Below are 12,434 nucleotides of genomic sequence, written 5' to 3' on the forward strand. Positions count from 1 at the left end.
CGGCGTTTGAGGACGAGCGGCGAAGCCGCGATACGGGGTCCGGGGCGGAGCCCCGGAGGGGGCGCAGGGGCGCAGCCCCGCAAAGGGGGCCAGGGGCGGAGCCCCGGTGGGGGCGCAGGGGGCAAAGCCCCCGCACCACCGCGCGGAGCGCGGTGCCGGCCCGGGCGGAGCCCGGAAGAAACGGTGAAAGGGCGGGGCCGGGGCAAAAACCCACCCAGCACCCGCGCCATCCCGTCCCCCGAACGCCACACCACCCGCGCGCCCCCACCCCCACCGGGGCAGGCTGGGGTGACGGGCCCCGGCACGAGGGAGCGGCCCACGCCGAAGAGCCCCACCAGGGAGAGGCCATGTCCAACCACACCTACCGGGTGACGGAGATCGTCGGCTCGTCCCCGGACAGCGTGGACGACGCGATCCGCAACGCGATCGCCCGCGCCGCGCAAACACTCAGAGAGCTCGACTGGTTCGAAGTCACCCAGGTGCGCGGCCACTTGGAGAACGGCCGGGTCGCCCACGTCCAAGTGGGCCTGAAGGTCGGCTTCCGGCTGGAGGACTCATAACCGTGCCCACGCTCCGCGACAGCAAGGCATTCGGCAGCTTCTCCGTCGACGACGTCCCCGAGGCGCTCCGCTTCTACGGCGGAACACTCGGCCTGGACGTCACCGAGGAGCACGGCCTCCTCCACCTCCACCTGGCCGGCGGGGCGACCGTCCTGGTCTACCCCAAGGCCGACCACACCCCCGCCTCGTTCACCGTCCTCAACTTCCCCGTGCCCGACATCGAACGGGCCGTGGACGAACTGACGGGCCGGGGCATCGAGTTCGAGCACTATCCGGGCCTGGAGGCGGACGAGAAGGGTATCTTCCGCGGCGAAGGCCCCCTCATCGCCTGGTTCACGGACCCGGCCGGAAACGTGCTGTCCGTGCTCCAGGAGCAACTGCCCCCGGATTGAAGCGGACGCGGCGCGCGGCCCGGATGACCGATTCCGCCCCCCGGGACCGCCCCCGTGTCGGATCACGGCGTCGACCGGACGTCCGGGCGGCGACCGCCCCGTTCCACGGCATGATCGGTCCATGACCCGCGACATCAACGGCCTGCACCACACGAGCGTCCTCACCCGCGACCTGGACGGACTGGCCAACGTCTACCACTCGTTCGGCTTCGTCCTGAGCCCCCGCTCCCGCCATCTGCTCAGCAAAAGCGAAGGAGCGGGACGGGACCCGGTCCCCACCTGTACCGCAAACCGCTGCGCCCTGTTCGGCGACTCCTACATCGAACTGCTGGGCATCGTCGACGAGTCGGCCCCCGATCCATGGCGCGCCCGGGCGGTGGCCGACCGGTACGAGGGGTTCCAGGCCGTCGCCTTCGAGACCGACGACGCGAGATCCTCCGGCCGCCGGCTGGCCGCCGCCGGGTTACCCGCCTCGGACGTCGTGGAGCTGGAGCGCGGCGCCGCCACCAGGGAGGGAAGACGCACCCTGCGGGCCCGCTTCATCCACCTCGACCCGGCGGCGACGGACGAGGGACGGGTCGGTATCGCCCAGCACCTGACCCGCGAGTACGTGCACCAGCCGCACTACCTCGACCATCCGAACGGCGCGCGCGGCATCGACGGCGTGCTGATCGTCGCCGACGACCCCGTCTTCACGGAGGTCGTGGACCGGTACGCGCGGATCCTCGGCGCGCCGCCCCGGTACGAAGGGCCGGTCGCCGGGCTGGAGATGGGCCGGGGACGGCTGGAGGTCGTCCGCGCCTCGGCGGCCGGTGAGGTGCTCCCCGGCGAGCCCGCGCCCGCCCCCTCCTACCTGGCGGCCATGACGATCCGGGTCGAGGACGTCGGCGTCGCCCGCGACGTCGTGGAGCGCAACGGGACGGCCACGCGCGCCACGGAGGACGGCTTCTTCGTCTCCGCGCGCGACACGCTCGGCGCCGGCCTGTTCTTCACGGCGCGGTGAGCGCGGTCGTACGGGTCCTCAGGAGCCGCGGCCCGCCGGGATCGCGCCGAGGAGCAGGCCGAACGGTCCGGCGTACCGCGTGACCACGGCCGTCTCCACGGACCGGACGCCGTCCAGCGCTCCGATCCGCTCGTTCACGTAGTCGTACAACGCCATGTCGTCGCGGTAGACCATCACGGCCAGCAGCTGGTGCGGGCCGCTCGTCGCCCCGACGAACGTCGTACCGGGATCGTCGGCGAGCGCGCCGGCGACGGAGGCGATCCGGGAGGGGGTGACGGACAGCCACAGCAGGCACTGGGCCGAGTAGCCGAACAGGCGGGGATCGGTCGCGACGTCGAAACGGATCGTCCGCGACTCGCGCAGCTCCTCCAGCCGTCGGCGGACGGCGGACTCGGACCAGCCGACGGTACGGGCCAGTTGGGGGTAGGCGGCCCGTCCGTCGAAGGCCAGTGCCGGCAACAGCCGCCGGTCGAGATCGGTGAGGGCCACGGGGGTGCCGTCACCGGCCGGCCGGCGGTGGCCGGTCAGGTGCCGCAACAGCCGCTGGGCGTCGGCGTGGACGACTCCCTGACGGCGCGTCAGCCCGGCGAGCGGTGCCGGTGCACCGTCCATCGTCCGGAAGAGACACACGATCTCCGTGCCGCTCGACACCAGGCACACCCACGGGGTGTCCGGCCGCCGCGCCAGCGCGTCGGCGACGGCAGGCGCGACGTCCGGCAGCACGCGCAGTCTCACCAGCCACTCCGCCTGCCCGGTACGGCTGCTGTCGGGCACGACCGTCACCCGGGCGACGCCGGAGCCGCGCAGGCGGTCGAAGCGACGGGCCACGGTGCGGTCGGAGACGCCGAGGACGTCGGCGATCCGCCGGAACGGGGCGCGTCCGTCCAATTGCAGAGCGTGCAGGATCCGCAGGTCGAGCGGGTCGACCGCGGCCGACGGCGTAAGCGGCGGCGTAAGCAGCGACGTCACCGGCGAGGTGACCGACGAAGTGACCGAATCCACCCCTCCAGGCTAGACCGATGTCGATTCACGGCGTCGCCCGGGAGTTCGAGGAGCGAATGAGCGATTCCGGGCCATGATCCACTCATGACCGACGACGACATACGCAACTCACGCCACACAGGCATCTCACGTCGCACCCTGCTACGGGCCGGAGCCGTCGGAGCGGGCGCCCTCGCCTTCCCGACCCGCTTCGTGCGCGACCAACTCGCCCCGGACGCCCGGACGATCGTCACCACCACATCGGGCCGGGTCCGGGGCCGGGCCGCGGGCCCGGTCACCGCCTTCCGCGGCATCCCGTACGCGCGCGCCGACCGCTTCGCGGCGCCGCAGCCGGTCAAACCCTGGACGGGCATACGCGACGCCCTCGAACCGGGCCCCACGGCCCCCCAACTCACCTCTCCCCTGGCCCATGTGATGGGCGATTTCACCGTCCCCCAGTCCGAGGACTGCCTGTCGCTCAACATATGGGCGCCGCCCGGCACCGGACGACGCCCCGTGCTGGTGTTCCTCCACGGCGGCGGCTTCTGGACCGGCGGGGCGGGACTGCCCTGGTACGACGGCGCGTCGCTCGCCGCCGCCGGCGACATCGTCGTGGTGACGATCTCCTACCGCCTCGGCACACTGGGCTTCCTGAGCCTCCCCGGGGTCAGCGAGCCCAACCTGGGCCTGCGCGACCAACTGGCGGGACTGCGCTGGCTCCACGACAACATCACCGCCTTCGGCGGCGACCCGTCCAACATCACGCTCTCCGGCCAGTCGGCGGGCGGCTACTCCATCCTCGCCATGATGGCCAACCCCCGGGCCAAGGGCCTGTTCCACCGTGCCATCCTGCAGAGCGTCCCCTCCGGAATGCCGCCCGGCACCGCGGCGGAGGCGAAGACCGGCAGCGAACTCCTCCTCAAACACCTGGGCCTGGGCCCGGACGAAGGCGCCCGCCTGCGCACCGTCCCGGTCGCCGACCTGCTCCGCGCCCAGAACGCCGTGGCCATGGAAACGGCCAGGCCGCTCAACGCGATCCCGCCCTTCCAGCCCGTCGCCGACGGCGACCTCGTGCAGGACGACCCGGTGCGCGCCGCGGGGGCGCGCACCGACGCCGGCATCCAGGTCATGCTGGGCAACACCCGCGACGAGGCGGCGGCGTACATCGTCGGCGACCCGGCGGTGGAGAAACTCACCCAGGACGACCTGAACAAATTCGCGACGCAATGGTTCGGCGACACCTCCCACGCCGAGCCACGCGGCCGAACAGTCACCCAAATCGTGGTCGACATGTGCACCCAACAGCTCTTCCGCAACCCGGAGGACCAGCTGGCGAAGCTCCTCACGGACCGCGGCAACACCCCCTGGCGCTACCAGTTCGACTGGTCCCCGAAGCACAGCGAGTACGACGCGTGCCACTGCATCGAACTCCCCTTCCTCCTCGGCTCCCCGGGCGCCTGGAAGGACGCCCCGATGCTCGGCGGCGAGCAGCCGGCCGCTCTGACCGGCGAAGTCCAGCGCGCGTGGGCGTCGTTCGCCCGCGACGGCAACCCGGGCTGGTCGGCGGGAACCGTCCACCACTTCAAGTGAGCTGACGGAAAGGGCGGGGCGGGGCAGTACGGGCACGGGGCCGTACCGCCCCGCCTTGCCTACAGCCGGGTCGTCACCGCACACGCTTCCGGGGCGGGTGGCGCAGGACGCAGTCGCCGCACATGCCCGCGCCCGTCGGCACGCGGTAGTAGAGGCAGCAGGTGTCCCGTACGAACGACGGGGTGCCCTCGGCGTCGGACTCCACGACTCCCGTGTCTTTGAGCAACGGGTGGGTGAAGAGGGCACGGGCCAGGGTCAGGGCCCGGTCCGCGTCGTCCGGGCGGCCCTGGTCCCGGCACCAGATGTGCAGGACGCGGAGGGCGCCCCCGAGGGAGGAACCGGCGTTGCCCCACATCAGGCGGGGCGAGACCGGGACGACGTCCTGCATCAGGTCGTGCAGGGGGACCAGACGGGCGTCGATGACGGTCGTCGCGATCTGCCCGGCCGGATCCGGGGCGGGTGGCAGCAACGGCGCGCCCGGGAGCCAGAGGTCTTCCGGAGAGGTCAGGAGGGGCTGCCACCGGAGGGTGGAGAGGTCGGGGAGGCGCCCGGCGAGGGTCGCGGAGCCGAGGGCGATGGAGAGCAGGCGACTCGTGATGCCCTGGAAGGCGACGGACGCGGCGATGCGACGGTCGTCGGTACCGAGGCGCCGGCCCACGGCCTCCACCCTGAGCCGGACGGCGCCCTCGTCGAGCGGGAGGTAACCGCCGGCGCCGGCCAGCTCGTCGTCATCGGTGCGCAGCGCGAAGAAGGGTCCGATGGAGGCGAGTTCGTGCAGGCGCATGGGGAGTCCGTGTTCCTTCGGTGATCGGGGGGCGTGGCGGTCCGGGCCAGGGACACCTTGCCATCCCTGCTGCTCTTCATGCCGACAGGCGCCACACCGGGGTGTGGCGCCTGTCTCGTTCACGGCACGAAGTACGGCGTCAGTTGGCGCCGTTGCGACGCTTGCGGGCCGCGACCATGGCGCCGGAACCCGCGAGCAGGAGCGCACCGGCGCCGATGGCGGCGGGGAAGGCGGCGCTCGATCCGGTGCGGGCGAGGGTGTCGTCGGTGGCGGTGGTGCTGCTGGAGCCGGAGGTGGTGCCGGTGCCAGTGCCGGTGGTTCCGCCCGAGCCGCCGGTGCTGCCGGACGTGGTGTCCGAGGTGGAGGTCGCGGTGGCCGTGGCGGTGGCGGTGGCCGTCGGGCTGGCCGTGTCGGAGGGGGAGGGCGAGGAGGACGACTTCTTGGACGACGGTCTGTGAGTCGCCCGCGAAGTACTCGTTTTTTCCGTTGACGGGCTTCTGGTGGTGCCGGAAGTGCCGTCTGTGGACGAGCAGGTGATCACCGGTACAAGCTTGTCGGCGTCTGTTCCGTCGATCTTGTACAGCGGCTTCCTGGCAAGAGCGGGCAGGGCCCTTGCGGTGATACGCAGTTGCGCAAAGTCGCCACCCGTGCCGACTGGACCGCCGCACTTTCCCTGAGCCTTCTGCAGCCAGAGGACGCCGTTGTTGGCCAGGTTGCGACGGCCACCGGCAAAGAGAGCTTCAACTGCCCACGCAGTGGATTCGGGGTTGTTGGGTTCATCCGGGTTACCAGTGTGGCTGAACCCTCCGTGTTCTCCCTTCCTTCTGTCGAGCCAGTCAAGGGCCTCCTTGACCAGGGTGTCCTTGGAGCCCTTGGGGGGCTCAGCCGGGCGACCCACGGATCGCAGCGCCTGCACTGCCATGCTCGTGCTGTCGACGTTGGAAATGCAGGAACGGGGCGGATCCATCCTGGACTTGGGATTGCTGCCCGTCACATTCGGATCGCTCGTGCCGCTGTTCTCCGGCCTCTCGACCAGCTTCAGCGGGAAGCCCCCGTCATCGCACTTGCTCCGCTCCAAGAACCCAACAGCCTTGTCCAATACTGTAGCGTCGCTGCCCGGTTGCCCCTTGGTCTTGTTGAGCGCCATGACGGCCCAGGCTTGGGCGAACTTGCTTGAGTTGCCGTCGGCATCGTTCCCAACAAGGCCATTGGGCTGAACCGCCCTCTGGAGCATGTCAACAAGGTTGTGGCCGCCAAAGCTCGTCGGTTTGCGCTCCACGGCGAGGGCCACCAAAGTCAGCTTCGCAGCACCCTCTATATTTGTCCGGCCATCAGCGGACTTGAGATAACTTGGCGTGTTGCCCTCGAGCCAAGTCGTCGCCCGCCCAGCCGCATCGCCCGAAGTCTTGGTGGCCGCCAGCCCCAGAACGGTCTCGGCCGTCAGGTCGATGTCCCCCCAGACGTTGTCACCGCCCTCGAACTGGCTCACCAGCCAGGCAGCAGCCGCGTTGGCGGGGATACTGTGCGGAGTCTCCTCGGCCCACGTCGATCTCTTGGGCGCATCATCGGCAAAAGCCATGCCCACCGTCCCGGTGGACAGCAGCGCCGCTCCGACCAGGGCGAGCGGGAGCACGGCTCCCCTGCCCGGACGTACGGACTGTGACATTCGGTTCTCTCCTCGGGATTTCATCGGCGGGACGCCGAGGCGCAAGGGACCGGTGCGTCGAACGCCGCGCGGCAACGGTACGGGCGGCAGCCGCGCTGATCGGCGGCACAAAAGATCGTGAGAACACAGGCGGACAACAGGCACGCGGACCGCGACTCCGCGTCCGCCCCACCCCCCGCCGGAGTCGTTCCTGCTCCGGCGCTCTCATGCCCCCTACCTCCCCCTCGAACCGTGCCCCCACCCAGTTCAGCCGTTCGAACGGAACGCTGGCACTGTACACCGACCGCAACAGCCGAAACACCGTCAATCACCCACCACCCCCGTGCCACCCCCGTGACGGAACGCGACACCCCAGGCGGCCGGATCACCACGCCCACCATCCATCGCCTCCTTGACTCCCCGTGAACCTCGGGCCAGCCTCCCCGTGACAACGATGTCGGACGCAGATATCGGATGACACGAGAGGCATGGCCATGGGACGAAGACGGACCGGCGACCACCTCCGACGGCGCGCCGCCGTCACCCTGGCCCTCGCCGCGCTGCTCGGCGGACCGACGGCGCTCGCCCCGCACAGCACAGCCGCCGCCCCGGCGGACGGCAACCTCACCGACCTCGTCAACCCCTTCATCGGCACCAAGAACGAAGGCAACACCTTCCCCGGCGCGGCCGTCCCCTTCGGCATGGTCCAGCTCTCCCCCGACACCGGGCACAGCACGGGCTACAACTACGACCACGACCGCATCCGCGGCTTCAGCACCGTCCACCTCTCCGGCGTCGGCTGCCGCATCGGCGGGGACCTGCCCGTGCTGCCGACCACCGGCGAGGTGAAGGAGACCGACAACGCGCGCTACGCCGCCGCGTTCAAGCACGCCGACGAGACCGCCCGCCCCGGCTACTACCGCGTCCGCCTCGCCTCCGGCGTCACCGCCGAGCTCACGGCCACCGCCCGTACCGGGCGCCAGCGCTACACGTTCCCGGCGACCGACCGGGCCAACGTCCTCATCAACGCCGGGCAGTCGCTGCACAAGGCCGTGTCCAGCTCCGTGGAGATCGTGGACGAGCGGACGGTGCGCGCCACCATCACCGGCCGCGGCTTCTGTCAAGACACCCGCCCGTACACCGTCCACACGATCACCCGCTTCGACCGGCCGTTCACGGCGTACGGCACGTGGGAGGGCGCGCGGGTGGCCCGCGGTACGCGGGCGGCGAGCGGCACGACCGGGCGCACCGGCGCCTGGGTGCGCTTCGACACCACCCGCGACCGCCGCGTGGAGGCCAGCACGGCCATCAGCTACGTCGACGCCGAGGGGGCCCGCGCCAACCTCGGCGCCGAGGAGGCCGGCTTCGACCGTACGGCGGCGGCGGCCCGCACGGCGTGGGAGGAGCGCCTGTCCCAGGTCGCCGTCCAGGGCGGGAGCCGGACGCTGCGCCGCACCTTCTACTCGTCCCTCTACCGTTCGTTCCTCTCCCCCAACATCGGCGGCGACGCCGACGGGCGCTATCGCGGATGGGACCAACGGACGCACCGGGCAAGGGGGTTCACCTACTACCAGAACTGGTCCCTGTGGGACACCTACCGCACCCAGGCCCAGCTCCTCGCCCTCCTCGCGCCGCGCGAGTCGCGGGACATGGCCCTGTCCGTGCTGCGGATCGACGCCGAGGGCGGCTGGCTGCCCAAGTGGGGCTACGGGACGGTCGAGACGAACATCATGACCGGCGACCCCGTCACGCCGTTCCTCACCAACGCCTACCGGCACGGGCTGCTCGAGGGCCACGAGGAGGAGGCGTACCGGGCGCTGCGCAAGAACGCGGACGGCGTGCCCCCGGCGGACTCCCCGTACGCGGGGCGCGACGGCAACGAGCGCTACATCGCGGACGGTTACGTCCCGCTCGCCCCGGAGCTGTCGCGCCGCAAGCCCGGCGACTCCGACCTCCAGATGGGCGCCTCCGCCACCCTGGAGTACGCCCTCGCCGACGGCGCCCTCGCCGGGATGGCGGAGGACCTCGGCCACCACGACGACGCCCGGCGCTACGCCGACCGCGCCCGCAACTACCGCCGGATCTTCGACCGGGAGACCGGCTTCTTCCGCCCGCGCGACGCGCGGGGCGCCTTCACCGGCTCCGCCGAGCCGGCGAAGAGCCCCGGGTTCCACGAGGGCACGGCCTGGCAGTACCAGTGGCTGGTCCCCCAGGACCTGCCGGGAATGATCGAGCTGATCGGCGGCAGAACGGCCGCCGACAAGCGGCTCGACTCGTTCTTCGCCTACGACAAGCTGCTGGCCGACCCCGCGCGCACCGCCCGCGAGGTGTGGGTGCACGGCCCCTACGACTACTACAACGCCGACAAGTACAACCCGCAGAACGAGCCCGACCTCATCGCCCCGTACACCTACCTCGCCACCGGCAGGCCGTGGAAGACCACGGACGTGGTGCACGCGGCGCTGACCCTCTTCACCGACGCGCCCGAGGGCATGACCGGCAACGACGACCTCGGCACGATGTCCGCGTGGATGGTCCTGTCCGCGATCGGCGTCTACCCGGTGCAGCCGGGGACGGACGTGTGGGGGCTGAGCACCCCGGTCTTCGACCGCGTCGACCTGCGGCTGGACCGGCACTGGTACCCGCACGGCCGGTTCACGGTCACCGCTCCCGGCACCTCGGCCACCGACCGCTACGTGCAGTCGGTGCGGCTGGACGGCCGGGGGTACGGCCGTACGTACCTGACGACGGCGGCGATCCGGGACGGCGGGCGGCTGGACTTCACCGTCGGCCGGTCGCCCTCCCGCTGGGGGACGGGGCGCTCCGACGGCCCGCCCGCCATCGGCTGAACGCCGGGCGGGGACGGAGCGGCGTCTTCCGTCCCCGCCGCGGGTGCACCATGATGAGCCGCCGTCAGCGGCCACCGAAGGAGAGGACACGGCCATGGCCGGACTCCGGGCAGGGCACGGCGTTCTGCGCCGCAAACCGATCGAGACCATCGAGGAGGCGGAGACCGCCGAGGCCCACGGCGAGCACCTCACCCGCACCCTGGGACTGTGGCAGCTCACCGCGATCGGCGTCGGCGGCATCATCGGTGCCGGGATCTTCAGCCTCGCCGGCACCATCGCCAACGGCACGGCGGGCCCGGCCGTGCTCCTCTCCTTCCTCATCGCGGGCGTGGCGAGCGCGGCGGCGGCGTTCTCGTACGCCGAGTTCGCCGGCCTCATCCCGCGCGCCGGCTCCGCCTACACGTACGGGTACGCGGTCCTCGGCGAGATCGGCGGCTGGTTCATCGGCTGGGACCTCCTGCTGGAGTACACGGCCATCGTCTCGGTCGTCGCCATCGGCATCTCCGGCTACGTCAACTTCCTGGTGACGGAGACCGGCGCCGACCTTCCGCACTGGATGCTCGGCGCGCCCGGCACCGGGGACGGCCACCGCGTCGACCTCTTCGCAGCCGTTCTCTGCCTGCTCATCGCCTATCTGCTGACCCTCGGCATCAAGAGCGCCGCACGCTTCGAGACGATCGTCGTCGCCCTGAAGGTCATCGTGGTGCTGCTGGTGGTGGTCGTCGGCTTCTTCCACATCAGCACCGCGAACTACCAGCCGTTCTTCCCCTTCGGGGTCAGTGGCGCGTTCACGGGCGCGGCGACGGTCTTCTTCGCGGTCTTCGGTTACGACGCGATGTCGACCGCCGCCGAGGAGTCCAAGGACGCCCAGCGCCACATGCCGAGGGCGATCATGTACTCCCTGGCCGTCTCGATGGTGCTGTACGTCCTGGCCTGTCTCGTCCTGACCGGCATGCAGAACTACAAGGACATCGACAGGGAGAGCGGCTTCTCCACGGCGTTCAAGTCCGTGGGTCTGGGCGGCTTCGCGGACGTCATCGCGGTGGGCGCGATCATCGGCATCCTGACGGTGATGTTCACGTTCATGCTGGGTGTGACGCGGGTGTGGTTCGCGATGAGCCGCGACGGGCTGCTGCCGAAGTGGTTCGCGCACACGCACCCGACGCGGCACGTGCCGACGCGGGTGACGTGGATCGTGGGCGTGGCGTCGGCGGTGATCGCGGGGCTGGTCCCGATCAGCGAGGCGGCGGAGCTGACCAACATCGGCATCCTGCTCGCCTTCGCGGTCGTCTGCTCCGCGGTGATCGTACTGCGGTACAAGCGGCCGGAGTTGCCGAGGTCGTTCCGTTGCCCGGGGATGCCGTTCGTGCCGGGGATCGGGGTCGTGGCGTCGATCTGGCTGATCACGTACCTGGCGTGGCAGACGTGGCTGCGGTTCGCGGTGTGGTTCCTGATCGGGCTGGCGGTGTACTTCGCGTACTCGTACCGGCATTCGGAGCTGGCGCACGCGGACGCGCGGGGAATTCCGCGGGATTGAGCGTCCGATGCCGCGTCTCATGCTTTTTCCTCCGTCCGCTCCGACCTCGGAGCAGCGGGCCTTCTACCGGAACGTGCCGGCCGAGGGCATGGAGCGGGCTGCTCGTCGCAGCACCGGCCGACCGCCTCACCGCCCTGCTCCCGCCGCGCGCCCGCCCGGCCGACGCGTACCGCCTGCCGCGCGCGCAAGGAAGCCTGATCGCTTCGACCTGATTGCTTCGGCCCGGTCACTTCAACAGGCGGGACAGTCTCCGGTCCGCCAGGATCTTTCCGCCCGTCTGGCACGTCGCGCAGTACTGCAACGACGAGTCCCGGTAGGACACTTCGCGGATCACGTCCCCGCACACCGGGCACTGCTCCCCCGCCCGGCCGTGCACCCGCGTTCCCGCCCGCTTCTCGTCCTTCAGCTCCTCCGCCGCGTGGCCCCGGGCCCGCTCCACCGCGTCCCGGAGGGTCGTGCGCAACGCCTCGTACAGTACGGTGACTTCGTCCTCGGAGAGGTTGGCCGCCAGGGCGAACGGTGACATCCGGGCCGCGTGCAGGGCTTCGTCCGAGTACGCGTTGCCCACGCCCGCGATCACGGACTGGTCGCGCAACACGCCCTTGATCCGGCGCCGTTCACTGCGCAGCAGGGCGGCGAAGGAATCGCGCGTGAACGCGTCCGTCAGCGGATCCGGTCCGAGGCGGGCGATGCCCGGTACGTCCGCCGGGTCGTGGACGCAGTACGCCGCGAGGCGCTTCTGCGTGCCGGCCTCCGTGACGTCGAGGCCGGTGCCGTCCGACAGCCGGATCCGGAGTGCCAGCGGGCCCTTGCCCGGCCTCGGCGGTGCGGCGGGCAGGGTGTCCCGCAGGCGCACCCAGCCGGCCCGCGCGAGGTGGAGGACGAGGTGCGGGCCGGCGTCCGTCGCGATGTCCAGGAACTTGCCGTGCCGGCGGACGGCCGCCACCGGCCGTCCTTCCAGGGCCGACAGCGGCGGATCGTACGTCTTGAGCACGCTCACCGCGACCGGTTGCACCCGTTCGACGACCCGGCCGGACAGCCGCCCGTCCAGGAACCCGGCGAGCGCCTCCACCTCCGGCAGCTCGGGCATGGT

The 12,434-nt window shown here is 71.2% G+C and carries 10 protein-coding genes; 6 read left to right on the plus strand and 4 right to left on the minus strand.

The annotated features are described in order from the left end of the window. The first annotated feature begins 347 nt into the window (after positions 1–347). The 3 genes from I5Q34_RS23955 (at position 348) to I5Q34_RS23965 (ending at position 1,955) form a co-directional block, all read left to right on the plus strand. Positions 348–560, plus strand: coding sequence for a dodecin (locus I5Q34_RS23955; RefSeq protein WP_199894456.1), 213 nt, complete (start codon positions 348–350; stop codon positions 558–560). Positions 561–562: 2 nt separating this feature from the next. Continuing rightward, on the plus strand, positions 563–952 hold the full coding sequence (locus I5Q34_RS23960; RefSeq protein WP_199894457.1) for a VOC family protein: 390 nt from the start codon (positions 563–565) through the stop codon (positions 950–952). Positions 953–1,073: 121 nt separating this feature from the next. Next, positions 1,074–1,955 carry a VOC family protein gene (locus I5Q34_RS23965; protein WP_199894458.1) on the plus strand — a complete coding sequence of 294 codons (882 nt, stop codon included), beginning with the start codon at positions 1,074–1,076 and terminating at the stop codon, positions 1,953–1,955. An 18-nt stretch (positions 1,956–1,973) separates the two neighbouring features. On the opposite strand, the gene I5Q34_RS23970 is transcribed toward I5Q34_RS23965, so the two are convergent. Then, complete coding sequence (locus I5Q34_RS23970) at positions 1,974–2,957, minus strand: Lrp/AsnC family transcriptional regulator (protein WP_277965751.1); 984 nt, start codon at positions 2,955–2,957, stop codon at positions 1,974–1,976. A gap of 84 nt (positions 2,958–3,041) precedes the next feature. On the opposite strand from I5Q34_RS23970, the gene I5Q34_RS23975 reads away from it, so the two are divergent. Beyond that, complete coding sequence (locus I5Q34_RS23975; protein ID WP_199894459.1) at positions 3,042–4,526, plus strand: carboxylesterase/lipase family protein; 1,485 nt, start codon at positions 3,042–3,044, stop codon at positions 4,524–4,526. 73 nt (positions 4,527–4,599) lie between these two features. Here the strand turns inward: I5Q34_RS23975 and I5Q34_RS23980 are convergent, their stop codons facing one another. Further along, the gene (locus tag I5Q34_RS23980) at positions 4,600–5,310 is read right to left on the minus strand and encodes a (2Fe-2S)-binding protein (protein ID WP_199894460.1); all 711 of its coding nucleotides are present in this window, start codon (positions 5,308–5,310) and stop codon (positions 4,600–4,602) included. Positions 5,311–5,449: 139 nt separating this feature from the next. Next, complete coding sequence (locus I5Q34_RS23985; protein ID WP_199894461.1) at positions 5,450–6,943, minus strand: prenyltransferase/squalene oxidase repeat-containing protein; 1,494 nt, start codon at positions 6,941–6,943, stop codon at positions 5,450–5,452. 506 nt (positions 6,944–7,449) lie between these two features. On the opposite strand from I5Q34_RS23985, the gene I5Q34_RS23990 reads away from it, so the two are divergent. Both I5Q34_RS23990 and I5Q34_RS23995 read left to right on the plus strand, forming a co-directional pair. Beyond that, positions 7,450–9,804, plus strand: a complete 2,355-nt coding sequence (locus I5Q34_RS23990; RefSeq protein ID WP_199894462.1) for a GH92 family glycosyl hydrolase — start codon at positions 7,450–7,452, stop codon at positions 9,802–9,804. A gap of 94 nt (positions 9,805–9,898) precedes the next feature. After that, positions 9,899–11,341: an amino acid permease gene (locus I5Q34_RS23995; protein ID WP_199894463.1), complete on the plus strand. Its 1,443-nt coding sequence runs from the start codon at positions 9,899–9,901 to the stop codon at positions 11,339–11,341. A gap of 226 nt (positions 11,342–11,567) precedes the next feature. On the opposite strand, the gene I5Q34_RS24000 is transcribed toward I5Q34_RS23995, so the two are convergent. Next, positions 11,568–12,431: an Fpg/Nei family DNA glycosylase gene (locus tag I5Q34_RS24000; protein WP_199894464.1), complete on the minus strand. Its 864-nt coding sequence runs from the start codon at positions 12,429–12,431 to the stop codon at positions 11,568–11,570. Positions 12,432–12,434 lie beyond the last annotated feature (3 nt).

This window comes from Streptomyces sp. AV19 (genome assembly GCF_015999245.1).
In the GTDB taxonomy this organism is placed as follows: domain Bacteria; phylum Actinomycetota; class Actinomycetes; order Streptomycetales; family Streptomycetaceae; genus Streptomyces.

Bases quoted from the DNA above. Each gene is read 5' to 3' on its own strand.
- I5Q34_RS23965 (WP_199894458.1), top strand. From the start codon at position 1,074: ATGACCCGCGACATCAACGGCCTGCACCACACGAGCGTCCTCACCCGC.
- I5Q34_RS23980 (WP_199894460.1), bottom strand. From the start codon at position 5,310: ATGCGCCTGCACGAACTCGCCTCCATCGGACCCTTCTTCGCGCTGCGC.
- I5Q34_RS23955 (WP_199894456.1), top strand. From the start codon at position 348: ATGTCCAACCACACCTACCGGGTGACGGAGATCGTCGGCTCGTCCCCG.
- I5Q34_RS23975 (WP_199894459.1), top strand. From the start codon at position 3,042: ATGACCGACGACGACATACGCAACTCACGCCACACAGGCATCTCACGT.
- I5Q34_RS23990 (WP_199894462.1), top strand. From the start codon at position 7,450: ATGGGACGAAGACGGACCGGCGACCACCTCCGACGGCGCGCCGCCGTC.
- I5Q34_RS24000 (WP_199894464.1), bottom strand. From the start codon at position 12,431: ATGCCCGAGCTGCCGGAGGTGGAGGCGCTCGCCGGGTTCCTGGACGGG.
- I5Q34_RS23995 (WP_199894463.1), top strand. From the start codon at position 9,899: ATGGCCGGACTCCGGGCAGGGCACGGCGTTCTGCGCCGCAAACCGATC.